The organism is Citrobacter freundii complex sp. CFNIH2 (assembly GCF_002880615.1).
GTDB classification, from domain to species: Bacteria; Pseudomonadota; Gammaproteobacteria; order Enterobacterales; family Enterobacteriaceae; genus Citrobacter_A; species Citrobacter_A amalonaticus_F.
Genome location: NZ_CP025757.1, coordinates 5,141,609 through 5,166,229, shown reverse-complemented (window position 1 = coordinate 5,166,229; position 24,621 = coordinate 5,141,609). Strand labels below are relative to the sequence as shown.

Annotated in this window: 26 protein-coding genes and 1 pseudogene; 6 read left to right on the top strand and 21 right to left on the bottom strand. The window is 54.6% G+C overall.

From position 1 onward, the window contains the following. Positions 1–39 precede the first annotated feature (39 nt). The 3 genes and pseudogenes from WM46_RS25315 to WM46_RS25305 all read right to left on the bottom strand — a co-directional run bounded on the left by WM46_RS25315 (position 40) and on the right by WM46_RS25305 (position 2,307). Positions 40–276: a non-oxidative hydroxyarylic acid decarboxylases subunit D gene (locus WM46_RS25315; RefSeq protein WP_061075108.1), complete on the bottom strand. Its 237-nt coding sequence runs from the start codon at positions 274–276 to the stop codon at positions 40–42. A 10-nt stretch (positions 277–286) separates the two neighbouring features. Next, positions 287–1,714 (bottom strand): annotated as a pseudogene (locus tag WM46_RS25310) (non-oxidative hydroxyarylic acid decarboxylases subunit C). Continuing rightward, positions 1,714–2,307 carry a non-oxidative hydroxyarylic acid decarboxylases subunit B gene (locus WM46_RS25305; protein ID WP_061075110.1) on the bottom strand — a complete coding sequence of 198 codons (594 nt, stop codon included), beginning with the start codon at positions 2,305–2,307 and terminating at the stop codon, positions 1,714–1,716. Before WM46_RS25305 ends, WM46_RS25310 begins: the two are co-directional and overlap by 1 nt. A 172-nt stretch (positions 2,308–2,479) precedes the next feature. Here WM46_RS25305 and WM46_RS25300 point away from each other — a divergent pair, with 172 nt between their 5' ends. Further along, a complete protein-coding gene (locus WM46_RS25300) occupies positions 2,480–2,887 on the top strand; it encodes a MarR family winged helix-turn-helix transcriptional regulator (RefSeq protein ID WP_102603694.1) in 408 nt (135 codons plus the stop codon). A 119-nt stretch (positions 2,888–3,006) separates the two neighbouring features. Here WM46_RS25300 and rpoS read toward each other — a convergent pair whose 3' ends face one another. The 12 genes from rpoS to cysD form a co-directional block, all read right to left on the bottom strand. Continuing rightward, positions 3,007–3,999 (bottom strand): RNA polymerase sigma factor RpoS, encoded by a 993-nt coding sequence (gene rpoS, locus WM46_RS25295; protein ID WP_000081550.1) that lies wholly within the window; start codon positions 3,997–3,999, stop codon positions 3,007–3,009. Between the two features lie 62 nt (positions 4,000–4,061). Continuing rightward, positions 4,062–5,138 (bottom strand): murein hydrolase activator NlpD, encoded by a 1,077-nt coding sequence (nlpD, locus tag WM46_RS25290; RefSeq protein ID WP_309402558.1) that lies wholly within the window; start codon positions 5,136–5,138, stop codon positions 4,062–4,064. A gap of 189 nt (positions 5,139–5,327) precedes the next feature. Beyond that, positions 5,328–5,954: a protein-L-isoaspartate O-methyltransferase gene (gene pcm / locus WM46_RS25285; RefSeq protein ID WP_061075113.1), complete on the bottom strand. Its 627-nt coding sequence runs from the start codon at positions 5,952–5,954 to the stop codon at positions 5,328–5,330. Next, positions 5,948–6,709 (bottom strand): 5'/3'-nucleotidase SurE, encoded by a 762-nt coding sequence (gene surE / locus WM46_RS25280; protein ID WP_042322590.1) that lies wholly within the window; start codon positions 6,707–6,709, stop codon positions 5,948–5,950. The genes pcm and surE overlap by 7 nt, the downstream gene beginning before the upstream one ends. Then, positions 6,690–7,739, bottom strand: a complete 1,050-nt coding sequence (gene truD / locus WM46_RS25275) for a tRNA pseudouridine(13) synthase TruD (RefSeq protein WP_102603693.1) — start codon at positions 7,737–7,739, stop codon at positions 6,690–6,692. The genes surE and truD overlap by 20 nt, the downstream gene beginning before the upstream one ends. Beyond that, entirely contained in the window at positions 7,736–8,215 is a 480-nt protein-coding gene (ispF, locus tag WM46_RS25270; protein WP_021572927.1) for a 2-C-methyl-D-erythritol 2,4-cyclodiphosphate synthase, read from the bottom strand. Before ispF ends, truD begins: the two co-directional genes overlap by 4 nt. A 132-nt stretch (positions 8,216–8,347) precedes the next feature. Then, positions 8,348–9,049, bottom strand: coding sequence for a 2-C-methyl-D-erythritol 4-phosphate cytidylyltransferase (ispD, locus tag WM46_RS25260; RefSeq protein ID WP_102603692.1), 702 nt, complete (start codon positions 9,047–9,049; stop codon positions 8,348–8,350). A gap of 18 nt (positions 9,050–9,067) precedes the next feature. After that, the gene (gene ftsB, locus WM46_RS25255) at positions 9,068–9,379 is read right to left on the bottom strand and encodes a cell division protein FtsB (protein ID WP_042288707.1); all 312 of its coding nucleotides are present in this window, start codon (positions 9,377–9,379) and stop codon (positions 9,068–9,070) included. Positions 9,380–9,562: 183 nt separating this feature from the next. Then, a complete protein-coding gene (locus tag WM46_RS25250; RefSeq protein ID WP_061075116.1) occupies positions 9,563–9,886 on the bottom strand; it encodes a DUF3561 family protein in 324 nt (107 codons plus the stop codon). Between the two features lie 46 nt (positions 9,887–9,932). After that, positions 9,933–10,538 (bottom strand): adenylyl-sulfate kinase, encoded by a 606-nt coding sequence (cysC, locus tag WM46_RS25245; RefSeq protein ID WP_042999537.1) that lies wholly within the window; start codon positions 10,536–10,538, stop codon positions 9,933–9,935. Then, a complete protein-coding gene (gene cysN / locus WM46_RS25240) occupies positions 10,538–11,965 on the bottom strand; it encodes a sulfate adenylyltransferase subunit CysN (RefSeq protein WP_102603691.1) in 1,428 nt (475 codons plus the stop codon). The genes cysC and cysN overlap by 1 nt, the downstream gene beginning before the upstream one ends. A gap of 9 nt (positions 11,966–11,974) precedes the next feature. Then, positions 11,975–12,883, bottom strand: a complete 909-nt coding sequence (cysD, locus tag WM46_RS25235; protein WP_042322572.1) for a sulfate adenylyltransferase subunit CysD — start codon at positions 12,881–12,883, stop codon at positions 11,975–11,977. A 274-nt stretch (positions 12,884–13,157) separates the two neighbouring features. Between cysD and WM46_RS25230 the strand changes: the two genes are divergently transcribed. After that, entirely contained in the window at positions 13,158–14,195 is a 1,038-nt protein-coding gene (locus tag WM46_RS25230; protein ID WP_061075120.1) for an aminopeptidase, read from the top strand. A 67-nt stretch (positions 14,196–14,262) separates the two neighbouring features. On the opposite strand, the gene cysH is transcribed toward WM46_RS25230, so the two are convergent. The 3 genes from cysH to cysJ form a co-directional block, all read right to left on the bottom strand. After that, positions 14,263–14,997, bottom strand: coding sequence for a phosphoadenosine phosphosulfate reductase (gene cysH / locus WM46_RS25225; RefSeq protein WP_102603690.1), 735 nt, complete (start codon positions 14,995–14,997; stop codon positions 14,263–14,265). A 99-nt stretch (positions 14,998–15,096) separates the two neighbouring features. After that, the gene (gene cysI / locus WM46_RS25215; protein WP_102603689.1) at positions 15,097–16,809 is read right to left on the bottom strand and encodes an assimilatory sulfite reductase (NADPH) hemoprotein subunit; all 1,713 of its coding nucleotides are present in this window, start codon (positions 16,807–16,809) and stop codon (positions 15,097–15,099) included. Beyond that, positions 16,809–18,608 carry an NADPH-dependent assimilatory sulfite reductase flavoprotein subunit gene (gene cysJ, locus WM46_RS25210; protein WP_102603688.1) on the bottom strand — a complete coding sequence of 600 codons (1,800 nt, stop codon included), beginning with the start codon at positions 18,606–18,608 and terminating at the stop codon, positions 16,809–16,811. The genes cysI and cysJ overlap by 1 nt, the downstream gene beginning before the upstream one ends. 438 nt (positions 18,609–19,046) lie before the next feature. Here cysJ and queD point away from each other — a divergent pair, with 438 nt between their 5' ends. The 4 genes from queD (at position 19,047) to WM46_RS25190 (ending at position 21,605) form a co-directional block, all read left to right on the top strand. Then, positions 19,047–19,409, top strand: a complete 363-nt coding sequence (queD, locus tag WM46_RS25205) for a 6-carboxytetrahydropterin synthase QueD (RefSeq protein WP_044254982.1) — start codon at positions 19,047–19,049, stop codon at positions 19,407–19,409. Positions 19,410–19,490: 81 nt separating this feature from the next. Next, a complete protein-coding gene (locus WM46_RS25200; RefSeq protein ID WP_102603687.1) occupies positions 19,491–20,762 on the top strand; it encodes an FAD-dependent oxidoreductase in 1,272 nt (423 codons plus the stop codon). Then, positions 20,753–21,013, top strand: a complete 261-nt coding sequence (locus WM46_RS25195) for a ferredoxin family protein (protein ID WP_102603686.1) — start codon at positions 20,753–20,755, stop codon at positions 21,011–21,013. The genes WM46_RS25200 and WM46_RS25195 overlap by 10 nt, the downstream gene beginning before the upstream one ends. Positions 21,014–21,029: 16 nt before the next feature. Further along, on the top strand, positions 21,030–21,605 hold the full coding sequence (locus tag WM46_RS25190) for a glycerol-3-phosphate responsive antiterminator (protein ID WP_061075125.1): 576 nt from the start codon (positions 21,030–21,032) through the stop codon (positions 21,603–21,605). Here WM46_RS25190 and WM46_RS25185 read toward each other — a convergent pair. The 3 genes from WM46_RS25185 to WM46_RS25175 are packed head-to-tail and all read right to left on the bottom strand — an operon-like array spanning position 21,602 to position 24,619. Continuing rightward, the gene (locus WM46_RS25185) at positions 21,602–22,456 is read right to left on the bottom strand and encodes an electron transfer flavoprotein subunit alpha/FixB family protein (protein ID WP_102603685.1); all 855 of its coding nucleotides are present in this window, start codon (positions 22,454–22,456) and stop codon (positions 21,602–21,604) included. The genes WM46_RS25190 and WM46_RS25185 overlap by 4 nt on opposite strands. Further along, positions 22,453–23,235, bottom strand: a complete 783-nt coding sequence (locus WM46_RS25180; protein WP_102603684.1) for an electron transfer flavoprotein subunit beta/FixA family protein — start codon at positions 23,233–23,235, stop codon at positions 22,453–22,455. Before WM46_RS25180 ends, WM46_RS25185 begins: the two co-directional genes overlap by 4 nt. Further along, positions 23,213–24,619, bottom strand: coding sequence for an MFS transporter (locus WM46_RS25175; protein ID WP_102603683.1), 1,407 nt, complete (start codon positions 24,617–24,619; stop codon positions 23,213–23,215). Before WM46_RS25175 ends, WM46_RS25180 begins: the two co-directional genes overlap by 23 nt. Between the last annotated feature and the right edge of the window lie 2 nt (positions 24,620–24,621).

Below are 24,621 nucleotides of genomic sequence, written 5' to 3'. Positions count from 1 at the left end.
CCAGGCCGGATCAGGCGTCAGCCGCCATCCGGCACTCCGTTATCGCTTATCTTCTGTCAGCAGCGGCGGAATACTCGGAACCATCGGCGCCTCATCGATATCTTTCTGCGTCATCCGAAACGCCTGCGGATAATGTTCGCGGCTGGTACGACGTAGCGGCTCCGTATCACGCCAGGTGTACAGGCAATGCTGGCACTGATACACCGTCCAGACCCCTTTCACGGGCGAGGTCGCCATCACTTCAATATGTTCATCGGCACAACGTGGGCAAATCATCTGAGGCTCCTTATTTACGGTTGGCCAGCATGGCAGTCAGCTTTTCAGCCCAGGCTTTGGTTTCCGGAAGATCGCACACCGGCTGGCTATAGTGACCACGGTTATCCGGTGCTACGGGCGTGGTGGCGTCGATAATCAGCTTATCGGTGATCCCCGCCGGACTGGAGCCCGGATCCAGCTCCAGTACCGACATATTCGGTAGCTGAACCAGATCCCCCGCCGGGTTGACCTTCGACGACAGCGCCCACATCACCTGCGGCAGGTTGAATGGATCGACATCTTCATCCACCATGATCACCATCTTCACGTAACCCAGCCCGTGTGGCGTGGTCATCGCACGCAGTCCCACCGCCCGAGCAAAACCGCCGTAGCGCTTTTTAGTCGAGATAATCGCCAGCAGGCCATGGGTATACATGGCGTTGACCGCCTGCACTTCCGGGAACTCCGCTTTCAGTTGCTGGTACAGCGGAACGCAGGTGGCGGGCCCCATCAGATAGTCGATTTCCGTCCATGGCATACCGAGATAGAGGGATTCAAAAATCGGTTTGTTGCGATACGACACCTTATCAATACGCACAACCGTCATATTGCGACCGCCGGAATAGTGGCCGGTAAACTCACCGAACGGGCCTTCGATTTCGCGTTTGCGACTTTCAATTACCCCTTCCAGGATCACTTCCGATCCCCACGGCACATCAAACCCGGTCAACGGCGCAGTGGCGATGGGATACGGACTTTCACGCAGCGCCCCCGCCATTTCATATTCGGACTGATCGTACTTCAGCGGTGTCGCGCCCATCAGGGTAATGATGGGATCGTTACCCTACGTGATGGCGATCGGCAGATCCTCACCGCGCGCTTCCGCCTTGTGCAGATGCAGCGCGATATCGTGCATCGGCACCGGTTGCAGGCCCAGCTTACGCTTGCCCTTCACTTCCATCCGATAAATACCGACGTTCTGCTTGCCGAAGTTGTCCGGGTCGAGCGGATCGCGGGAGACCACGCAGGCTTTATCCAGATAAAATCCGCCATCGCCGTCATTCAGACGAAACAGCGGCAAAATATCGAACAGATTAATCTCTTCACCATCAACGCTGTTTTCCGCCCACGCCGGATTCGCGCGGCGTTCCGGGGCGACCGGAAATTTATCCCAGCGACGGATAAACTCATCAATCTGCTTTTTCACTGGCGTATTCGGCGGTAAGCCCAATGAAATGGCATGATTTTGCCAGGAGCCGATGGTATTCATCGCCACACGCGCATCGGTAAAACCACGAATATTATCGAACCATAGCGCCGGAGCGCCGTCGCCAATACGGCCAGTGGCGTTAGCAGCCGCGGCCAGATCCGGCTCCGCGTTCACCTCTTCACTGATTTTCAGCAATTGTCCCTGGTCGTCGAGCGCCTGCAAAAAGCTGCGCAAATCATCAAATGCCATTATTCATTCTCCTGTGAAAAATTCTGTGTCTGCGGTAACCCCTGCCAGCGGCGCGCATTCGGATGCTCCAGCGCAAACTGATCCAGTACGCGAGCCACGATGTGTTGCGTAATATCATCAACGGACTGTGGATGGTTATAGAAAGCGGGCATGGGCGGCACCATCGCCACGCCCATGCGGGAAAGCGCGAGCATGTTTTCGAGATGTATCGTGCTGAGCGGCATTTCGCGCGGCACCAGCACCAGTTTGCGTCCTTCTTTCAGTACTACGTCGGCTGCGCGTCCTACCAGACCGTCAGCGTAACCAGCGCGTATACCGGCCAACGTTTTCATGCTGCAGGGAATAACGATCATGCCGTCGGTACGAAACGAACCAGACGAGATTGTCGCCGCCTGATCCGCCGGGCTATGGCAAAAATCCGCCAGTCCGGCGACATCACGCGCACGGTAAGGCGTTTCCAGTTCAATAGTGGTTTTGGCCCACTTCGACATCACCAGATGCGTTTCCACATCCGGCATCTTCCGCAGCGCTTGCAACAACGCCACGCCCAGCGGCGCCCCTGTTGCTCCGGTCATCCCCACAATCAGTCTCATTCATCACTCCATAATTTGTTCGCATACGAACATTTTCAATTAAATTACCCTGATGAAACAACGGCGACAAGATCACCCGTTTTTTTTCGCACGTATAGCTTAAGATTTCCTCGTTAAAAAACGCGGTGTTACCCGTTATGATAGAAGGAATGATTTTTAGCCTGGAGTTTTCATGGAGTTACGGAATAAAGCGTTTCATCTGTTACGCCAGCTGTTCCAGCGACATACGGCTCGTTGGCAGCACGCGTTGCCGGATCTCACTAAACCACAGTACGCGGTGATGCGTGCCATTGCGGAACGTCCTGGCATTGAACAGGTTAACCTGACGGAAGCCGCCGTCAGTACTAAAGCGACGCTGGCGGAAATGCTGAGCCGGATGGAAACGCGTGGGCTGGTGAGGCGTGAGAACGATCCGCTGGATAAACGTCGCCGCTTCGTTTATCTGACTCCTGATGGAGAAGCATTGCTGAAGGTAAGCATGCCGTTGGGAAACCAGGTGGACGAGGAGTTTCTGGGACGGTTGAATGACGAGGAACGTGCGCAATTCGCCCTGCTAATCAAGAAAATGATGCCTGATTAACAAACCTGAATACGCATGAAAATGCGCCCGTCCGCCTTCGCCCGTGAAATCACAGCCAGGTAAGCCAGAAAGAAAAAGGCCAGCCTCAAAGAGGCTGGCCTTTCTTGTTAGAACAGTGCTTACTCGCGGAACAGCGCTTCGATATTCAGCCCCTGAGTCTGCAGAATTTCACGCAGACGGCGCAGGCCTTCAACCTGAATCTGACGAACACGTTCACGAGTCAGACCGATTTCCCGGCCTACATCTTCCAGTGTCGCCGCTTCATAGCCCAGCAGACCGAAACGACGTGCCAGCACTTCACGCTGTTTGGCGTTCAGTTCGAACAGCCATTTGACGATGCTCTGTTTCATATCGTCATCTTGCGTGGTGTCTTCCGGACCGTTCTCTTTCTCATCGGCCAGGATATCCAGCAACGCTTTTTCGGAATCGCCCCCTAATGGGGTGTCTACCGAGGTAATGCGCTCATTAAGACGAAGCATGCGGCTAACGTCATCAACCGGCTTATCCAGCTGCTCTGCAATTTCTTCCGCGCTGGGTTCGTGGTCCAGTTTATGGGACAACTCACGCGCGGTACGCAGATAGACGTTCAGCTCTTTAACAATGTGAATCGGCAGTCGAATGGTACGGGTTTGGTTCATAATAGCCCGTTCAATCGTCTGGCGAATCCACCAGGTTGCGTATGTTGAGAAGCGGAACCCGCGTTCCGGATCAAACTTCTCGACGGCACGGATAAGCCCCAGATTACCCTCTTCAATCAGATCCAGCAGCGCCAGACCACGATTGCCATAACGGCGGGCAATTTTCACCACCAGACGCAGGTTACTTTCAATCATCCGACGGCGAGAGGCAACATCTCCACGCAGTGCGCGACGCGCAAAATACACTTCTTCTTCGGCCGTTAACAGTGGCGAATAACCAATCTCACCAAGGTAAAGCTGAGTCGCGTCCAACACACGCTGTGTGGCCCCCTGCGATAACAGCTCTTCTTCAGCCAAATCGTTATCACTGGGTTCCTCTTCAACTAAGGCTTTTTCGTCAAAAACCTCAACTCCGTTCTCATCAAACTCCGCATCTTCATTTAAATCATGAACTTTCAGCGTATTCTGACTCATAAGGTGGCTCCTACCCGTGATCCCTTGACGGAACTAGCAAGTGTCAGCCTGGTTCCGCCGCTTTATCGCTGCGGTAAATAACGCAGCGGGTTTACGGATTTCCCCTTGTAACGAATTTCAAAATGCAAACGTGTAGAACTGGTTCCGGTGCTACCCATCGTCGCTATTTTCTGTCCTGCCTTCACTTCTTGTTGTTCCCGGACCAGCATTGTATCGTTATGAGCGTAGGCACTCAGGTAATCATCGTTGTGTTTGATGATAATAAGATTACCGTAACCGCGCAGTGCGTTACCGGCATAGACCACGCGCCCATCGGCGGTCGCGATAATAGCCTGTCCCTTACTGCCTGCAATGTCGATCCCTTTATTGCCTCCCTCGGAAGCCCCAAAGTTTTCGATCACTTTGCCGTCAGTCGGCCAGCGCCATGCGGAGATTGGCGAACTGGTAGACGAACTGCTTGCTGTCGATTCGGTTGCGCTAACTGCTGGAGCCGTTACAGGTGCTGTGACGACTGTCCCAGCAGGCTTGTTGTTCGGCAACATTTTGTTAGCACTTTGTTCACCTGAGTCCTCAGAATACGTAATTGTCGGTTTCGACGCAACAGCGACGGCGGAATTTTGTGCAGGTTTGGTCACAACTCCTTGCTCTGCTGCATCGGCCTGAGTAATCGCATTACCGCCGGTAATAGGCGCGCCCGATGCATTACCCACCTGCAGCGTTTGTCCGACATTCAGAGCATACGGGGCCTGGACGTTGTTGCGTTGCGCCAGGTCACGGAAATCGTTCCCGGTGATCCAGGCGATATAAAAAAGCGTGTCGCCTTTTTTAACGGTGTAAGTACTGCCGCCGTTGTAGCTACCTTTCGGAATGTTCCCATACTGGCGATTGTAGACAATACGTCCGTTTTCCATCTGCACGGGCTGCTCGGCGACGGGCTGAACTGTCGTCGGTTGCGTCGTCGGGCGCTGCACCGGTTGAATTTGCGGTGTCTGCGGAGCGGACGTCGTCGTCCCCATTTTCGGTGGCGGCGTGATCAGCATGCCAGAACTGGTATTCGTCGGAGCATTACCATTGACGGAGCTTACCGGCGCAGGCGGATTCGATGAATTTGAACAACCCGCCAGCCATAGCGAAACCAGTGACAGTGCCGCAATGCGGCTAACGGTGAATTTTGGGCTTCCCGCGCTCATTTATCCCCCAGGAAAAATTGGTTAACAACCAGTGACGTATAATCGTGCAGACAGCAAATGGGCACTGGAAAATGTGACCACGATACGCTGACCAGTTCCAAAAACTCCAGGAAAATTCCAGGTATTCGGAACCGCTTTTTACGCGAGTTCCCCTTTAACTAAGGGAACAAAACGTACCGCCTCCACGGTGTCGATAATAAATTCGCCGCCCCGACGACGCACCCGTTTCAGAAACTGATGCTCGTCACCCACGGGCAAGACGAGAATGCCGCCTTCATCCAGTTGCGTCATCAACGCGGTCGGAATTTCCGGCGGAGCTGCCGTCACAATAATAGCGTCAAATGGCGCGCGTGCCTGCCAGCCTTGCCATCCATCACCGTGACGAGTTGAAACATTGTGTAAATCGAGCTGTTTCAGGCGGCGACGCGCCTGCCATTGCAAACCTTTAATACGTTCGACTGAACAAACCTGTTGTACCAGGTGCGCCAGTATCGCCGTCTGATACCCGGAACCCGTGCCAATTTCCAGCACCCGCGACTGCGGCGTCAGTTCGAGGAGTTCGGTCATTCGCGCCACCATGTACGGCTGCGAAATCGTCTGTCCCTGACCTATCGGCAACGCGATATTGTCCCAGGCTTTATGTTCAAACGCTTCATCAATAAATTTCTCACGCGGCACCGCAGCCAGGGCATTAAGCACCTGCTCATCGCGAATCCCCTGTGCGCGCAGTTGATCAAGAAGCGTCTGTACGCGTCTGCTTACCATTGCGTGCCAACTCCCACGCTATCTAACCAGTCGGAAACCACATCATGCGCGCTGTGCGCGGTTAAATCTACATGCAACGGCGTAATGGACACGTAACCCTCGTCCACTGCCGCAAAATCGGTATCAGGCCCGGCGTCGCATTTGTCGCCCGGTGGGCCAATCCAGTACAGCGTGTTGCCGCGCGGATCTTCCTGTGGGATCACTTTGTCTGCCGGATGACGACTGCCGCAACGCGTCACGCGAATGCCTTTGATCTGATCCAACGGTAAGTCGGGCACGTTGATATTGAGGATCCGTCCGGTACGCAGCGGTTCACGCCGCAGGGCGCGTAAGATCCGACAGGTGATGGCCGCCGCGGTCTCGTAATGCTGATGCCCGTCTAACGACACGGCAAGCGCCGGAAAACCAAGATGACGCCCTTCCATTGCCGCCGCGACGGTGCCGGAATAGATAACGTCATCCCCCAGGTTAGGGCCGGCATTAATTCCCGAGACCACGATGTCCGGGCGCGGGCGCATGAGCGCATTAACGCCCAGGTACACGCAGTCGGTGGGCGTGCCCATCTGTACGGCGATATCGCCGTTCTCGAAGGTAAACGTCCGGAGAGAGGATTCAAGCGTCAGCGAGTTTGACGCACCGCTGCGGTTCCGATCCGGGGCGACGACCTGTACATCAGCAAACTCCCGCAGGGCTTTCGCCAGCGTTTGTATACCGGGCGCGTGGACCCCATCATCGTTACTCAGCAATATGCGCATAATCACCCATTGTGTTGATCAGTTCCCTCACAACGCTGGTGGCAAAGCTCCCCGCCGGCAGCCAAAAGCGTAACTCGACGGTGACGTCATCCCACCAGTTCCAGCTTAATTGCTGCGGATAGAGCAGCATCGCTCTTCGCGAAGCCTCGACTTTTTCACGCAGCAGCAGCGACTGCAACGCGGTCTCCTCGGCAATCGCGGACTGTTCGAACGCCAGTGCATCCCGCTGGGTTCCCCACTCGCCGCTGCCGGGAAGCGAAGCCGTCACCATCAGTTCTTTTTCATCGACACGACGCTGTAATTCCGCCCGCTCTTCTTGCGTGGCGACAAACCAGCTTCCGCGTCCCGCTAATTGTAGCGCATCGCCGTCAACAACTTGATTAAAGTCTGTTTTTTTCAGACGCTCGCTGACAATTTGATTAAACAACGCACTGCGGGCCGCCGACAACCAAAAACTGCGTTTATTGCGATCCCGGACCGGTGCATCGCTTTGCGCCCAGCGCAGCGCACCTTGCAGATTGCTGCCGCCGATGCCAAAACGCTGAGCACCGAAATAGTTCGGTACGCCGCCAGCGTTTATCGCTTGCAGACGGGATTCCACTTCATCACGATGGCTGACTTCCCGCAGCACCAGCGTGAACGCATTGCCCTTCAGCGCGCCTAAACGTAGCTTGCGTTTGTGACGCGCATATTCCAGCACCTTGCAGCCTTCAAGCTGGAAAGCGCTCAGGTCGGGCATATCTTTGCCCGGTAGGCGCGCGCACAGCCACTGTTCGGTGACCGCATGCTTATCCTTTTGCCCGGCAAAACTCACTTCGCGGGCATGAATTTTCAGAAACTTCGCCAGCGCGTCAGCCACAAAACGAGTGTTGCAACCGTTTTTAAGAATACGCACCAGAATGTGTTCACCTTCGCCATCCGGTTCGAAACCCAAATCTTCGACCACCACAAAATCTTCCGGACTGGCTTTCAGCAGCCCGGAGCCTTGCGGCTTACCGTGGAGATACGTGAGATTTTCAAACTCTGTCATTTCGCGGCCTTAATGAGTAACGCCACCGCTTCGCAGGCAATCCCTTCCCCACGCCCGGTAAAACCGAGTTTTTCCGTGGTGGTGGCCTTCACGTTCACATCATCCATGTGACAACCGAGGTCTTCAGCAATAAACACGCGCATTTGCGGGATGTGCGGCAGCATCTTCGGCGCCTGAGCAATAATGGTCACATCGACGTTGCCCAGGGTATAACCTTTTGCCTGGATCCGACGCCAGGCTTCGCGCAACAGCTCACGGCTGTCTGCGCCTTTAAACGCCGGATCGGTATCCGGAAACAGCTTGCCAATGTCACCCAGTGCCGCCGCACCAAGCAGCGCGTCGGTGAGCGCATGCAGCGCGACATCGCCATCAGAATGCGCCAGCAGCCCCTTCTCATAGGGGATACGCACGCCACCAATGATAATTGGGCCTTCCCCGCCAAAGGCGTGTACGTCAAAACCGTGTCCGATTCGCATTATGCTTTCTCCTGTTATACACCTCATCCTTCAGGCTGCCTCTTTGTTGGCTGCCTTCGCTCACCCCAGTCACTTACTTTAGTCAGCTCCTGGGATTCGCTCCGTTGCCGCCTCGATGCATCTCGAATGATTTTATGTCTGAATTGTTCGGGTCAGGTAAAATTCAGCCAGCGCTAAATCTTCCGGACGGGTTACTTTGATGTTATCAGCCCGTCCTTCAACAAGCTGTGGATGGAAGCCGCAATATTCCAGCGCCGAGGCTTCATCGGTGATGGTCGCCCCTTCATTCAGCGCGCGCGTCAGACAGTCATGCAACAGCTCGCGAGGGAAAAATTGCGGCGTCAGCGCGTGCCATAAATCGTTACGTTCGACCGTATGGGCGATGGCGGTTTTGCCTGGCTCTGCGCGTTTCATAGTATCGCGCACCGGTGCGGCAAGGATCCCGCCAGTGCGACTGGTTTCGCTAAGCGCCAGCAGACGCGCTAAATCATCCTGATGTAAACAAGGGCGCGCCGCATCATGTACCAGCACCCATTCGGCGTCTCCGGCGGCCTGCAATCCGGCCAGCACGGAGTTTGCGCGTTCATTTCCCCCGTCCACGACGGTAATTTGCGGATGCTGCGCCAGAGAGAGTTGGGCAAAGCGGCTGTCGCCGGGGCTTATCGCGATGATCACGCGGGTCACCCGAGGATGCGCCAGCAGCGCAAAGACCGAGTGTTCGAGAATGGTTTTATTGCCGATCGAGAGATATTGCTTCGGACATTCCGTTTGCATACGGCGGCCAAATCCGGCCGCCGGCACCACGGCGCAAACATCCAATAAAGTGGCTGCCATGTGATTTCCTGGGCTGGTTTAACGAGTATTTTGCCCCGCAGTTTGCGCGCGTTTAGACGCGTCGGGCACCAGACGATAAAACGTTTCGCCCGGCTTAGTCATGCTGAGTTCGTTGCGTGCACGCTCCTCGATAGCCTCCTGACCGCCATTGAGATCGTCAATTTCGGCAAAGAGCTGATCGTTACGTGCTTTAAGTTTGGCGTTCGTCGCCTGCTGCGCCGCCACGTCATCATTGACGCGACTGTAATCATGTATGCCGTTCTTACCGAACCACAGTGAATACTGTAGCCAGACCAGTAAAGCCAGCAACAGCAGCGTTAGTTTACCCATCCTGCCCCCTGAAAAACGGCATCATCCTCCCATACTTCCGCAAACGACACGACGTTTGCAGGCGGGAAAGCCGCAACAACGCGGGCAAATGTACCACAATTGCCCTTTATAACGTATACCCAGAACCCTGAGAACATCATCTCATTGTTAGTTACGGTTTGAATTATGGACAGCCGTCGCGCTTTAGCCCAGCAACCACATAAACAGTGCGCCGAACATTGCGCAAACGGTCAGCAGCGTTGCGACAATGCTGTAGCGCAATTTGCCCTTGAGCAGGGAATGCAGCGCGATACCCACGACCACCGCAACGGGCATCAACGCCAGGAAGAAAGGCCAGGTGTAGATGAAGAAAAACAACGTATTAGGACCATACACCAGAAAGGGGATCCCCAACGCCAGCAGCCATGACGCGAAACCCACCACCGCGCCCGGCAGCGACCAGGTGGTTTCGTCATCAGTAGCAAACGCGTCTGTCGTTGTGAGTGTGATGTTCTGGCTATTGCGCATAGTGAATCCTGTAACCTTGACTGACCGTACACAGAGGTCAGGTGTCTCAGGATCTGATAATATCGCTCTGTCTGAGCAGGTCTAATAATTGGGCGACCAAATTTGTTACTAATTGTTCGCCATTGAGATGAACCTCTGGCGATTCAGGCGCTTCGTAAACGGAATCAATTCCGGTGAAGTTGCGCAATTCGCCAGCGCGCGCTTTTTTGTATAACCCTTTTGGATCGCGGGCTTCACAGATTTCCAGCGGCGTATCCACGAACACTTCAATAAAGCGCCCCTCACCGACGCGTTCGCGCACCATTTGCCGCTCCGCACGGTGCGGAGAAATAAACGCCGTCAGTACCACCAGTCCAGCATCCACCATCAGGTTTGCGACTTCGCCCACGCGACGGATGTTCTCTTTCCGATCGGCATCGCTGAACCCCAGATCGCTGCACAGGCCGTGGCGAACGTTATCGCCATCCAGCAAATAGGTACTGACGCCCAGTTGATGCAGCGCCTCTTCCAGCGCCCCGGCGACGGTCGATTTACCGGACCCGGACAGCCCGGTAAACCACAGCACAACACCACGATGACCGTGGTGTTGCTCGCGCTGTTGCGGCGTGACGGGATGAGCATGCCAGACGACGTTTTCGTCATGCAGCGCCATTATTTTCCTCCCAGCAGATCGCGAGCGCCCCAGTGCGGGAAGTGACGACGTACCAGCGCATTCAGTTCCAGCTCAAAGGCGCTGAATTCTGACGGCGCGGCGGTCTCCTGTACAATCGGTTCGCGGACCATACCGGCCCCCACGGTGACGTTACTCAGACGATCGATAAAGATCAGCCCGCCGGTCACCGGGTTTTGCTGATAGGTATCAAGCACCAGCGGCTCATCAAAGGTCAGATTCACCAGACCAATGCCGTTCAGCGGCAGATTGTCCACCTCACGCTGCGTCAGATTGTTGATATCCACCTGATACTGAACATGATCAACGCGAGCACGGGTCTTTTTACCGGCGATTTTGATTTCGTAACTTTGCCCCGGCGCCAGCGGCTGTTCCGCCATCCAGACCACGTCAACGGCGGCACTCTGTACAGCAGGTAAACTTTCATCCGCTGCCAGCAGCAGATCGCCGCGGCTGATATCAATCTCGTCTTTCAGGACGAGGGTGATCGCTTCCCCGGCAAAGGCTTCGTCCAGATCGCCATCAAAGGTGACGATCCGCGCCACGCTGGATTCCACACCGGACGGCAGCACCTTCACACGCTGTCCCACCTTAACGCGGCCAGAAGCCAGCGTACCGGAATAGCCGCGGAAATCGAGGTTTGGACGGTTTACGTACTGCACCGGGAAGCGCATTGGCTGGCTATCGACCACGCGTTGGATCTCAACCGTCTCCAGCACTTCAAGCAAAGTCGGGCCGCTGTACCACGGCATGCTGACGCTCTGGGAGGCGACGTTGTCGCCCTCCAGTGCGGAGAGCGGCACAAAGCGAATATCCAGATTCCCCGGCAACTGTTCGGCAAAGGTCAGATAATCTTCACGAATGCGCGCAAAGGTCTCTTCGCTGTAGTCGACCAGATCCATTTTATTGATCGCCACGACCAGGTGTTTGATCCCCAGCAGTGTTGAAATAAAGCTGTGGCGACGGGTCTGATCCAGCACGCCTTTACGGGCGTCGATCAGCAGGATCGCCAGATCGCAGGTTGACGCGCCAGTCGCCATATTCCGGGTGTATTGCTCATGCCCAGGGGTATCGGCAATGATAAATTTACGCTTCTCAGTGGAGAAATAGCGATACGCCACGTCAATGGTAATCCCCTGCTCACGCTCGGCCTGTAGCCCATCCACCAGCAGCGCTAAATCCAGCTTCTCGCCCTGCGTACCGTGACGTTTGCTGTCGTTATGCAACGATGACAGCTGATCTTCATAAATCTGCCGCGTGTCGTGCAACAGGCGACCGATCAGGGTGCTTTTGCCGTCATCCACGCTACCGCAGGTTAAAAAGCGCAGCAGACTTTTATGTTGTTGGGCAACCATCCAGGCTTCGACGCCGCCTTCATTAGCGATTTGTTGTGCAAGTGTGGTGTTCATGGCGGCTCCTTAGAAATACCCCTGACGTTTCTTCAGCTCCATAGAGCCCGCCTGGTCGCGGTCAATCACGCGTCCCTGACGTTCACTGGTGGTCGAGACCAGCATCTCTTCAATGATTTCCGGCAGCGTTTGTGCGTTTGACTCGACGGCGCCGGTCAGCGGCCAGCAGCCGAGGGTACGGAAACGCACCATCCGCTTTTTGATCATTTCGCCAGGCTGCAGGTCGATGCGATCGTCATCAATCATCATTAACATGCCGTCTCGCTCCAGTACCGGGCGCTCTGCCGCCAGATACAGTGGGACGATCTCGATGTTTTCCAGCCAGATGTACTGCCAGATATCCTGTTCCGTCCAGTTGGACAGCGGGAAGACGCGGATACTTTCGCCTTTGTTAATCTGCCCGTTGTAGTTGTGCCACAGTTCTGGACGCTGGTTTTTCGGGTCCCAGCGATGAAAGCGGTCGCGGAAGGAGTAAATACGCTCTTTCGCCCGCGACTTTTCTTCATCGCGACGCGCGCCGCCAAATGCGGCGTCAAAACCGTATTTGTTTAGCGCCTGCTTCAGCCCTTCGGTTTTCATAATGTCGGTGTGTTTGGCGCTGCCGTGGACAAACGGATTGATACCCATCGCCACTCCTTCCGGGTTTTTATGTACCAGCAGCTCGCAGCCGTACGCTTTGGCGGTACGATCGCGGAATTCATACATCTCGCGGAACTTCCAGCCGGTATCGACATGCAGCAGCGGAAACGGTAGCGATCCCGGGTAAAATGCCTTACGGGCAAGATGCAGCATGACGCTGGAATCTTTACCGATGGAGTACAGCATTACCGGGTTCGAAAATTCTGCTGCCACCTCGCGAATGATGTGGATGCTTTCGGCCTCCAGCTGTCGCAGGTGGGTGAGTCGTTTTTGGTCCATAACCGTTCCTTTACAATACCGCGAATGTCGAGCACGTCAGATAACCCGACTATAGGGAGCGCAGGAGAACGAATGAAATTACGAATTGGAATGAGTAGTTCCTCAAAGGAATAACGATCTGGCAAAGCAAATATCAAAAAGTGCTTAACCCGCCGGAATTCGGGCATTTAAGAGCAAATGAAATTGTTTTAGCGAAGTCACAGTTTCATACTAGATGGGTTAAAATTTTTGCTTTGTATTCAGGGCTTCCCCCGCTGGCTATTAAGGATTCACTATGTTTTCCGCAACGCGCCGTCTTTCCGCCCTCCTGGCGCTCGGCGTATGCTTTATTGTCCCCGCTCAGGCGTCATCGCCAAAACCGGGTGAATTTGCGACAACGCAGACCCGTCATATTGCGACCGTTTTCCCGGGAAGGATGACCGGCTCTCCGGCAGAAATGTTATCTGCCGACTATTTACGCCAGCAGTTTGAGCAGATGGGCTATCGCAGTGATATCCGCACGTTCAACAGTCGCTATATTTATACCGCCAAAAATAATCGCAAAAACTGGCATAACGTCACTGGCAGTACCGTCATTGCCGCTCACGAAGGCAAAGCCCCGCAGCAGATTATTATCATGGCGCATCTGGATACCTACGCGCCGCAAAGTGACGCCGACACCGACGCGAATCTTGGCGGGCTTACGCTGCAAGGGGTGGATGATAACGCCGCCGGTCTGGGCGTTATGCTCGAACTGGCAGAACGCCTGAAAGATGTGCCGACGGAATACGGTATTCGTTTTATTGCCACCAGCGGCGAGGAAGAGGGAAAGCTGGGGGCTGAAAACCTGCTGAAACGCATGAGCGCGGCAGAGAAGAAAAATACGCTGCTGGTGATTAATCTCGATAACCTGATCGTCGGTGACAAACTGTATTTTAATAGCGGGCAAAGCACCCCGGAAGCCGTACGCAAATTAACCCGCGACCGTGCATTAGCGATTGCGCGCAATCATGGCATTGCCGCCACCAGTAATCCTGGCCTGAATAAGGACTATCCCAAAGGCACCGGTTGTTGCAATGACGCTGAGGTCTTCGATAAAGCGGGAATTTCGGTGTTGTCCGTTGAGGCAACGAACTGGAATCTTGGCAAGAAAGATGGTTACCAACAGCGCGCCAAAACCGCCTCTTTCCCGGCGGGAAATAGCTGGCACGATGTGCGTCTGGATAATCAACAGCATATCGACAAAGCCCTGCCCGGACGCATTGAACATCGTAATCGCGACGTAATGCGTATTATGCTGCCGCTCGTAAAAGAATTAGCGAAAGCGAGCTAAGCATAAGGCCGGATAAGGCAATGCCATTATCCGGCCCTACTGTCAGACTGCCGGAGGGGGATTTGTTTCAACCTTCATGCAGCCCGCACTCGCGCTTCAGGCCAAAGAAGCGGGTCTCTTCTTCTGCCATGCCGGGTTCCCATTTACGCGTGGTGTGCGTATCCCCTACGGAAAGATAGCCCTGATCCCACAGTGGATGGTATTTCAGCCCATGCTTTTGCAGGTATTGATAAACCGTACGGTTATCCCAGTCGATAATCGGCAGCACTTTAAAGACCCCACGCTGGATAGCCAGCACGGGCAAATGCGCACGGCTGCCGGACTGCTCGCGCCGCAGTCCCGCAAACCAGGTTTGCGCATTCAGTTCCTGCAATGCCCGGTTCATCGGTTCGACTTTGTTGATCTCATTGTATTTCTCAATACCTTCAACGCCCTGCTCCCACAGCTTACCGTAGCGCGCTTCCTGCCAGGCGGCACTCTCACTCGCACGGTAGACCTTCAGGTTCAGCCTGAGTTTGTCCGTTAACTCATCAATAAACTGGTAAGTTTCCGGGAACAGATAGCCAGTATCGGTCAGGATCACCGGGATATCCGGGCGGATCTGATTGACCAGATGCAGGCTGACCGCCGCCTGAATCCCAAAGCTTGATGAGAGGACGTATTCGCCAGGCAAATTCTCCAGCGCCCACGCCACACGTCCCTCTGCGTCACGTTTTTCCAGTTGGCTGTTGATTTCAGCCAGCGCCATCACACGCTCTACCTTCGGCAATGCATTCAGCGCGTTTAGATCGAGTACGGACATAAGAACCTCGTTTGCCTGTTTTACCGGGCGGCCCTGCGTTTGCCCGGCCTACAAAACCCGTAGGCCCGGTAAGCGAAGCGCCACCGGGCAAAGGATGGGTTATTCCCAGAAATCCCGGGCGGGATCGAGCACCGGGCGAATAATGCCCGCACGCACCGTAAAGTCACCGAAGCCTTCACCCGCTTCGCGCTCTTTCACCCAGCGCCCAATCAGTTCATCCAGCGAGTCGAGAATTTCCGGCTCGGTGATATTCTCTTTGAACATCCGCGGGATACGCGTCCCCATTCGGTTACCGCCGAGATGCAGGTTATAACGACCTGGCGCTTTCCCCACCAGCCCTACTTCTGCCAGCATCGCGCGACCGCAGCCGTTCGGGCAGCCTGTCACGCGCATCACAATATGCTCATCACTGACGTGATGTTTCGCCATCAGACTATCAATCTTGTCGATAAATGTCGGCAGGAAACGTTCGGCCTCCGCCATCGCCAGCGGACAGGTCGGGAACGACACGCAGGCCATGGAGTTCTCACGCTGCGGCGTCACGGTGTTCATCAGACCGCTCTCTTGCGCGATCTTCTCAATCTTCGCTTTCTGGCTTTCCGGTACGCCAGCGATGATCAGATTCTGATTCGCAGTTATTCGGAACTCGCCTTTATGGATTTTCGCAATCTCCAGCAGGCCCGTTTTTAGCGGACGTCCCGGATAATCGAGGATTCGGCCATTTTCGATAAACAGCGTCAGATGCCATTTATTGTCGATGCCTTTCACCCAGCCAATCCGATCGCCGCGACCGGTGAATTCATACGGACGAATCGGCTCAAATTTAATGCCCGCACGACGTTCCACTTCCGCTTTGAACGTCTCAACCCCTACGCGTTCCAGCGTGTATTTGGTTTTCGCATTCTTACGATCGGTACGGTTGCCCCAGTCGCGCTGGGTGGTGACCACCGCCTCCGCCACGGCCAGCGTATGCTCCAGCGGCAGATAGCCAAATTCGCTCGCCGTACGGGCATAGGTTTTCTTGTTACCGTGCTCGATAGAAAGACCGCCGCCCACCAGCAGGTTAAAGCCAACCAGCTTGCCGTTTTCCGCCACGGCGACAAAGTTCATGTCGTTGGCGTGCAGATCGATGTCGTTCTGCGGCGGGATCACGACCGTGGTTTTAAACTTACGCGGCAGATAGGTCTGACCGAGGATCGGCTCTTCATCCGTCGTCGCGACTTTTTCCTGATCGAGCCAAATTTCAGCATACGCGCGGGTGCGCGGCAGCAGATGCTCGGAGATCTTTTTCGCCCACTCGTAGGCTTCAGCATGCAGCTCAGACTCGTACGGGTTCGAGGTGCACAGCACGTTACGGTTCATATCATTGGCAGTCGCCAGCGCGTCCAGCCCCACGGAGTGCAGCATCTGGTGCACCGGCTTCACGTTCTTCTTCAGAATCCCGTGAAACTGAAACGTCTGACGGTTGGTCAGGCGAATACTGCCGTAAATGGTGTTGTCATGGGCAAACTTATCAATCGCCTGCCACTGTTTGGTGGTGATAACGCCACCCGGCAGACGGCAGCGAAGCAACATCGCGTGACGCGGCTCCAGCTTCTGCTCTGCACGCTCGGCGCGGATGTCACGGTCATCCTGCTGGTACATTCCGTGAAAACGGATCAGCAGGAAGTTGTCACCTTTGAAACCGCCGGTGAGACCGTCATTTAAATCTTCAGCAATGGTGCCGCGCAGATAGTTGCTTTCCAGCTTCATGCGCTCGGCGTCTGCCAGTTTACCTTCGACCACCAGGGGCCCTGGATGTTTTTCGCTCATTAGTAGACATCTCGCTGATAACGGCGCTCAACGCGCAGCTCACTTAAAAATTCATCCGCTGACTCCGCGTCCATCGCGCCGAATTCAGCAATCACTTCCAGCAATGCCTGCTCAACGTCTTTCGCCATGCGATTGGCGTCGCCGCAAACATAAATGTGCGCACCGTCATTAATCCAGCGCCACAGTTCTGCGCCCTGTTCGCGCAGTTTATCTTGTACGTAGACTTTTTCTTTTTGGTCCCGAGACCAGGCAAGATCAATGCGGCTCAGCACGCCTTCTTTGACGTAACGCTGCCATTCCACCTGGTAGAGGAAATCTTCGGTAAAGTGGGGATTGCCAAAAAACAGCCAGTTTTTACCGGACGCTTCGTCGGCGGCGCGCTGCTGCATAAAGGCGCGGAACGGCGCGATGCCCGTCCCCGGACCAATCATGATCACCGGGGTTTCAGGATTCGTTGGCAGACGGAAGTTATCATTATGTTCGATGAACACTCGCACTTCGCCATCTTCTTCGACGCGATCGGCGAGGAAGCTGGATGCGCCACCGGCACGCGCACGGCCTTCCACTTCATAACGCACCGCCCCCACGGTGATGTGCACTTCGCTCTCCACTTCCGCCTGAGACGACGCAATGGAATAAAGGCGCGGCGTTAACGGACGCAGCAGGTCGACCAACGCCTGAGCATCCAGTTGCGCTGGTGAGAAGCGCAGCATATCGACGACAGGCGTCGTGGTTGCGTAATGCTGCAACTGTGCCTTATCGCCGACCAGCGGCAACAACGATTCACTGCGCGTTAAGGTGGCATAGTTTTCAACGATATTGGCGGTATTAACGGTCAGTTCGACATGCCACTGTAGCGCTTCGGTCAGCGGGAGAGACTGGCCATTGACCGTAACGGGCTCATCGCCTTTCAGCCAGACCAGCTCCACCATCTCTTTCACCAGCGCCGGATCGTTTTGATACCAGACGCCAAGCGCGTCGCCTGGCTGGTAGCGCAGACCCGAATCACCGAGATCGATTTCGATATGGCGAACATCTTTCTCTGAATCGCGTCCGGTGATTTTTTGATTCACGGATAACGCCGCGCTTAACGGCGCTTCTTTGGTATACGGGCTGGAGTGGATCTCATTCACTGCGCCGCTGGCAACCGCCTGAGCCGGTGTCGCAATCGGTGCTCGTGATTTCAACACCTCAACCACACGGGCACGCCATTCGGCGGCGGCGGCCTGGTATTCCACATCGGCGTCAACGCGATCCAACAAACGCTCACCGCCGAGTTCCGCCAGCTTGCTGTCAAAATCTTTGCCCGACTGGCAGAAAAATTCGTATGACGTGTCACCCAGACCAAAAATGGCAAATGCGGTGTTGTCGAGCTTCGGTGCTTTTTTAGAGAACAGGAACTTATGCAACGCGACGGCTTCTTCCGGCGGTTCACCTTCTCCCTGGGTAGACGTGACGACAACCAGCAGCTTTTCATTGGCGATTTGTTTGAATTTGTAGTCGCCTGCGTTAACCAGCGTGACGCTGAGTTTTGCTGCCAGCAGGTCATCACGCAGCGCTTCCGCCACACGACGCGCATTGCCCGTTTGGGATGCGGAGATCAGTGTGATGCCCGGCATTTCCGCCACGGGAGCGGGTGCTGCAACGGCTGCGCCGGGTTGCTGATTCAGCGTGCCCCAGAAATAGCCAGAAACCCATGCAAGCTGCGTGGGCGTAAGATCGGTGGTGGCCGCCTGAAGGCGTGCCAGTTGCTCCGGGTTCAGCGGAAGCAAAGCGGAAGGTGGGGCCTGTGTCGTCATGCGTCGTTATGTTCCAGTAAGCAAAGCTGTTTTCGCGCCAGAGCGCCTAAAACAAAAGAGATGAAAATACTCTAAATAATTCGAGTTGCAGGAAGGCGGCAAATGAGCGAATCCCCAGGAGCTTACTAAAGTAAGTGACTGGGGTGAGAGAGTGAAGCCAACGCACATGCAGCTCGAAGTATGACGAGTATTAGGGTAACGGCGGTGATAGTAACAATTAAAGAAGGGATGGAAATAACAAATAACCAAATGAACTAACCTGTTTTAGCTATAGTTATTAACGACAAAAACGATTAAATAACCACATGATATATAAATAGTTATTTAATATTTCCCATCTATATGTGGCATTCTGCTGCTCAGCGCCCTTTTAACTAATGATAAAAATTGTACTTTACGGTACCCTACGGCGTTTTTTTGCATTCTTGAGAGTAAATAATGTCCACCACCTTGTTTAAAGATTTCACCTTCGAAGCCGCTCACCGCCTGCCACACGTACCGGAAGGGCATAAATGTGGCCGCCTGCATGGTCACTCATTTATGGTGCGTCTTGAAATTACCGGTGAAGTCTGCCCGCATACCGGTTGGATCATGGATTTTGCTGAGTTAAAAGCCGCATTTAAGCCGACTTATGACAGGCTTGATCATTACTACCTGAACGATATTCCCGGTCTCGAAAACCCGACCAGCGAAGTACTGGCGAAATGGATTTGGGATCAGGTCAAACCGGCAGTCCCTCTGCTGAGCGCGGTGATGGTGAAAGAGACCTGTACTGCGGGCTGTGTCTACCGCGGCGAGTGATTCCAGCGGATGTGCTGAGGGTCAATATTCTTTAACTAACATTCTGTTAGGGTTATGTGCTCTGGATATCTGGAGCACGATATGTCTGACGATTTTGATATTATTATCATCGGTGCAGGGATAGCAGGCACCGCGTGTGCTTTACGCTGCGCACGCGCCGGACTGTCGGTTCTGCTTCTTGAGCGCGGCGAATTACCTGGCAGTAAAAACCTTTCCGGTGGACGCCTGTACTGTCATGCGCTCACCGAACTCCTCCCCGATGCCCACCAATCCGCGCCACTTGAACGCCGTATTACCCAGGAAAATCTCACACTTTTAACCCGTCATGGCGCAACAACCTACTCCAGTCTGCGTCCGGAGGGGGACTCGTGGAGTGTGCTACGTGCCCGTTTCGATCCGTGGTTCGTCGCCCAGGCGGAAGCGGAAGGCGTGCAATTTATCAATGGTATAACGGTTGACGCGCTACATATAGAAGATGGCAGAGTCTGCGGTGTGGTTGCCGATGATGAAACGCTTCGCGGTCGATACGTGGTTCTCGCGGAAGGGGCAAATAGCGTTCTGGCCGAACGCTATGGCTTTCAGTCACGTCCTTCGACAGCCGCAATGGCGCTGGGAATTAAAGAGACGCTGGCGCTGGATCGACAGATACTTGAAGATCGCTTCCGGTTATCTTCAGAGGAAGGCGCCGCGATGCTGTTCAGTGGAGACGTTTGCGGCGCGCTGCCCGGCGGCGCGTTTTTATACACCAATAAAGAAACGCTCTCGTTTGGCGTCGTTTGTCCGCTCTCCACGGTCGCTCAAAGCGACATCCCGGCAGTCGACCTGCTGGAGCGGCTCAAAATGCATCCGGCGCTACACCCTTTACTCAAAGGAAGTGAAACACTGGAATATGGCGCACATCTGGTGCCGGAAGGCGGATTACACAGCCTGCCGGTGCAGTACGCGGGAGAAGGCTGGCTGTTAGTAGGGGATGCGCTACGCAGTTGCGTCAATACCGGTTTTTCCGTACGAGGGATGGATATGGCGCTCATCGGCGCTCAGGCAGCCGCGCACACGCTCATCAACGCCTGCCTGAAATGCACGCCGCAAAATCTGTTTCCAGCCTATCATCGCGATATCCAGCACAGTCTGTTGTGGGACGTTATGCACCGCTATCGTGATATGCCCGCGCTGTTGCAGCGCCAGGGATGGTATCACCAGTGGCCCGAATTAATGGACGATATTTCTCACGAGATATGGCACCAGGGCGAGCGCCCGGTCGCCCCTCTGCGCCAGATCATCTGGCGTCAGTTTCGCCGTCACGGCCTGCGTCATCTGGCTGGCGATATTATCAGGAGTTTACGATGTCTGTAGCCCACAATGTCTGGCAGCCTCCCGACATTTCCCCTATCGTTCCGGCCAGCAGTGTCGATCGCAGCGTCGCAGAACGGCTGATCGCATCTTGCCCGGCTGGACTTTTTTCCCTTACGCCAGAAGGAGAACTGCGGGTCGATTTTCGTGGCTGTCTGGAATGTGGAACCTGTCGACTTCTGTGTGATGAAAAAACGCTACAACAGTGGCGCTACCCACCGTCGGGTTTTGGCATCATTTACCGCTTTGGTTAAATAATAAGGATAATCTATGCCTCTGTTACACCTGCTCCGCCAGAATCCGGTGATTGCCGCCGTAAAAGACAACGCCAGTCTGCAACTCGCCATCGATTCTGAATGTCAGTTCATCTCTGTTCTGTACGGTAACATCTGTACTATCAGTAACATCGTGAAGAAAATTAAGAACGCCGGAAAATACGCATTTATCCACGTAGACCTGCTGGAAGGGGCATCAAATAAAGAGGTGGTCATTCAGTTTCTGAAACTGGTTACCGAAGCGGACGGAATCATCAGTACTAAAGCGGCAATGCTGAAAGCCGCACGAGCGGAGGGTTTTTTCTGCATCCATCGCCTGTTTATCGTTGACTCCATCTCCTTTCACAGCATCGATAAACAGGTGGCGCAATCAAACCCGGACTGTATTGAAATTCTGCCGGGGTGCATGCCAAAAGTGCTGGGATGGGTGACGGAAAAAATACGCCAGCCGCTGATTGCCGGCGGCCTGGTATGTGATGAAGAAGATGCCCGTAATGCGATGAAAGCAGGAGTTGCGGCGCTTTCAACCACTAACATCGATGTCTGGACGTTAGCCAAAAAGCTGAATTAGGTTTTGGCGAAGGCTGCCAGCGCCTCCAGCACCGGTAGCCAGTCATCGACAACGCCGACATCAGCCTGGAAGAAAACAGGGGAGTTGGGATCACTATTTATCGCCACGACAAACTGGCTGTGGCGAACTCCAGCCATCAACGCCGCCGCACCAGAGGCCCCCGCGATAATACAGACATCCGGGGAGAGTAAATGACCGGAGATCCCAATCACACGTTCAGCGTCAAACCCGCCATTCATCACCCGCGCACGGCTGTACCCTACTTCGGCTTTCATCGACTGTGCCAGCGTGGAAATGGTCTCCACGCCAACATCACGGTTCCCCTGTCCAACAACCAGCACGTATTTAGCCAGTAACAGAGGATGAGTGCTGACCTTTTCTATAGTATCCACCGTTTCCAGCCAGTCCGGGCGCGCCATAAGCTCAAGCCGGCGCTCAAACATGGTGGGCAGGGGATGATGCGAAACACGCTCCTCAGCCTGTCGCGCCAGTGACAGACACAAAGGTCTCGCCGTAATTTTAAGCGTGGCGTTCAACGCATTGCCCCAGTGGGATTTACTGACCAGACCTTGTTGCGCGTCCAGTGTCCTCGCCTGACAAATACTGCCGCCACCCAGTCGCCAGGCCAGTCGTGTTGCCAGCTCATCGCCAAGTGGACTGGCCGCAAAAATCAGGATATCGGCAGGTGTCAGTAACCACTGAGCCTCCAGTGTATCCAGAACCTGCTCCGCCACATCCGGCACGGGATCCATAATCCAGCGCTCTAGTTGTGCCGAACCTGGCCGATTTTCAATGACCCAGTCAGTCAATGCGCCGCATTCGTCAGACGCCGACACCATCGCTATCTTCATGGCTTCATCCTTTGGCGCAAGTAGTCTTGCCACAAAATCCCTGCTTTTTCCTGTACCGTTGCACCGTCAATAAGGGTGGCGCGGCGACGCTGTTCCGGTCGCGTCAACGACTGACACTCCCTGACAGGTACTTCATTACAGAAGGCTGTCTGACGAACTATTTCAGCTTTTGCTGCCGCCAGACGTTGACGCATACCCGGTACGGGGAGCGCAACCTCACCACATTGTCTGACCGCAATCACTGCCGGAAGCCGTACCCGACATCGACGAACGCGAGTCGCGGTTCTCTGCTCAAGGACGATAAAAGGCGGTTCAAACGTAAAACGCTCAACCATGGTAAAGCAAGGCCACGCCAGCATTTCAGCCACCAGAAACGGTGTCTGCCCGTTCTGCCCCTCACTACTCTGGCAGCCTGTCACGATCACATCAGCATTGTGGTTACGCTGCCAGTCTGCAATCTGCCTGGCGATAAATTCCGGCGCAAAACGCAAGTCGCCCTTTGTCTCTAACAACACGGACCGATCAAACCCCAGCGCGACAAAATAGCGCAGCCAGTGTAGCGAACGTTCATCGCCAATACTGAGTGCTGTCAACTTCATCTCACACCCTTTATGGCGTTGGGCTAACAACAACGCGGCAGCCGCCTGCTCATCTGCCCCCGGAGAACAACGCAGCAAAGACGTATCCGGCCCGCAGGTCCCTTTTGTCGCTGCCTGCCAGTCCTTTTCCGCCAGCATGCTGGGATCCGGTTCTGACTTAAACGCTAACAGAATGTTCATTCACACCTCCCTGTTTTTTGTCCCCACTCCCCGCTGCCACCAACGGCAATGCTTTCGTTTCAGGCGCCCATAGCCAGGTCACGACAAACCCCGTCAGTAATACGCCAGCCAGCAGCAGCAACGTGACTTGCATGCCCCATTGTGCCAGCGTCCAGGGTAACAGCCCGGTACTGATTGCCGCACCAAGGCGGCTCATAGCCGTCGCGAATCCCACACCCAGAGAGCGAATATCCGTCGGGAAACTTTCTGCCGGCAGGATCCCCACCAGATTACTGACGGCCGATATGGCTGTACTAAACAGGACAAACAGCAACAGCGTCAGCGGGCTAGCAGACGGTAAAAAAGCCATCACAATAAGCGTTATGGCAAGCAGGAGAAAACTCCCGAGAAGGAACCGTCGGTGCGCCAGTAAATGCGTCAATATAAGCCCCAGCAATGCGCCGAAAATTAACAGCATATTCAGCAACAAACTGGCTGTCAGTGCATTTTCAAGGCCGAGGGTCTCAGCAATGGTCGGCAGCCAGGTATAGATAACAAACCACGGGATCACCAGACAGACAAAAAACACGCTGTTAAAAACGGTTCGCCGCCAGTAGCGGGCAGAAAAAAGTGTCTTAATATGCTTGCTGGATGCGACAGCCACCTCATCACCGAGCAGCACATGTGGGCCAAAATAGCGATGTACCACTGCATGAGCTTCAGTAAATCGCCCCTGGCGTAGCAGCCAACGCGGTGATTCCGGCGTTCCCCAACGTAACAGCGTAATCAAGAGCGCAGGCAGTGCCGCCGAGGCGAGCAGCCAACGCCAGGCTTCCGGACTTTCAGAAATAAAATGATGTCCCATCACACTTGCCAGCACGTAGCCAACAGTCCATACCACGCTGAATGCGCCCAGCAAAACACCCCGATGGCGACGCGGAGAAAACTCTGCCAGCAGGGTATGCCCCACGGAATAATCGCCTCCGAGTCCAATGCCGATCAGGATGCGTAAGACGATGAGCTGCTCCGGCGTCGTCGCAAAAAACTGTAAAAAAGAGGCAATGGTGATGAGGACAAAACTAAAGGTAAATATCTTTTGCCGCCCGATGTAATCAGACACCCAACCCAACACCAGGCTGCCAAGAAAAAGCCCAAGTAATGCCGAGCCACCGATCATCCCGGCCATAAGTGGCGTTAACTGCATGGCAGGAGTCAACTGGATAATGGCGTAACCTACTACGCCAAGAACATATCCGTCAGTCAGATGGGCGCCAAACGTGAGTGCAGCAATACGACAGTGAAAACCATTAAGCGGTAAATCATCCATACGCACCGGTGAAGTGTTCATATCTACCCCTTCATTGTCCGGTAAAGTAACGGCCTCCCGAATGAGAAGCCGTTTGATTT

Coding starts and splice junctions, on each gene's coding strand:
- cysI (WP_102603689.1), bottom strand. CDS start 16,809: ATGAGCGAAAAACATCCAGGGCCCCTGGTGGTCGAAGGTAAACTGGCA.
- ftsB (WP_042288707.1), bottom strand. CDS start 9,379: ATGGGTAAACTAACGCTGCTGTTGCTGGCTTTACTGGTCTGGCTACAG.
- rpoS (WP_000081550.1), bottom strand. CDS start 3,999: ATGAGTCAGAATACGCTGAAAGTTCATGATTTAAATGAAGATGCGGAG.
- ispF (WP_021572927.1), bottom strand. CDS start 8,215: ATGCGAATCGGACACGGTTTTGACGTACACGCCTTTGGCGGGGAAGGC.
- WM46_RS25250 (WP_061075116.1), bottom strand. CDS start 9,886: ATGCGCAATAGCCAGAACATCACACTCACAACGACAGACGCGTTTGCT.
- WM46_RS25180 (WP_102603684.1), bottom strand. CDS start 23,235: ATGAACATTCTGTTAGCGTTTAAGTCAGAACCGGATCCCAGCATGCTG.
- WM46_RS25300 (WP_102603694.1), top strand. CDS start 2,480: ATGGAGTTACGGAATAAAGCGTTTCATCTGTTACGCCAGCTGTTCCAG.
- ispD (WP_102603692.1), bottom strand. CDS start 9,049: ATGGCAGCCACTTTATTGGATGTTTGCGCCGTGGTGCCGGCGGCCGGA.
- WM46_RS25185 (WP_102603685.1), bottom strand. CDS start 22,456: ATGAAGATAGCGATGGTGTCGGCGTCTGACGAATGCGGCGCATTGACT.
- WM46_RS25230 (WP_061075120.1), top strand. CDS start 13,158: ATGTTTTCCGCAACGCGCCGTCTTTCCGCCCTCCTGGCGCTCGGCGTA.
- cysH (WP_102603690.1), bottom strand. CDS start 14,997: ATGTCCGTACTCGATCTAAACGCGCTGAATGCATTGCCGAAGGTAGAG.
- pcm (WP_061075113.1), bottom strand. CDS start 5,954: ATGGTAAGCAGACGCGTACAGACGCTTCTTGATCAACTGCGCGCACAG.
- cysN (WP_102603691.1), bottom strand. CDS start 11,965: ATGAACACCACACTTGCACAACAAATCGCTAATGAAGGCGGCGTCGAA.
- WM46_RS25195 (WP_102603686.1), top strand. CDS start 20,753: ATGTCTGTAGCCCACAATGTCTGGCAGCCTCCCGACATTTCCCCTATC.
- WM46_RS25315 (WP_061075108.1), bottom strand. CDS start 276: ATGATTTGCCCACGTTGTGCCGATGAACATATTGAAGTGATGGCGACC.
- WM46_RS25305 (WP_061075110.1), bottom strand. CDS start 2,307: ATGAGACTGATTGTGGGGATGACCGGAGCAACAGGGGCGCCGCTGGGC.
- truD (WP_102603693.1), bottom strand. CDS start 7,739: ATGACAGAGTTTGAAAATCTCACGTATCTCCACGGTAAGCCGCAAGGC.
- WM46_RS25200 (WP_102603687.1), top strand. CDS start 19,491: ATGTCTGACGATTTTGATATTATTATCATCGGTGCAGGGATAGCAGGC.
- WM46_RS25190 (WP_061075125.1), top strand. CDS start 21,030: ATGCCTCTGTTACACCTGCTCCGCCAGAATCCGGTGATTGCCGCCGTA.
- cysD (WP_042322572.1), bottom strand. CDS start 12,883: ATGGACCAAAAACGACTCACCCACCTGCGACAGCTGGAGGCCGAAAGC.
- queD (WP_044254982.1), top strand. CDS start 19,047: ATGTCCACCACCTTGTTTAAAGATTTCACCTTCGAAGCCGCTCACCGC.
- cysC (WP_042999537.1), bottom strand. CDS start 10,538: ATGGCGCTGCATGACGAAAACGTCGTCTGGCATGCTCATCCCGTCACG.
- cysJ (WP_102603688.1), bottom strand. CDS start 18,608: ATGACGACACAGGCCCCACCTTCCGCTTTGCTTCCGCTGAACCCGGAG.
- surE (WP_042322590.1), bottom strand. CDS start 6,709: ATGCGCATATTGCTGAGTAACGATGATGGGGTCCACGCGCCCGGTATA.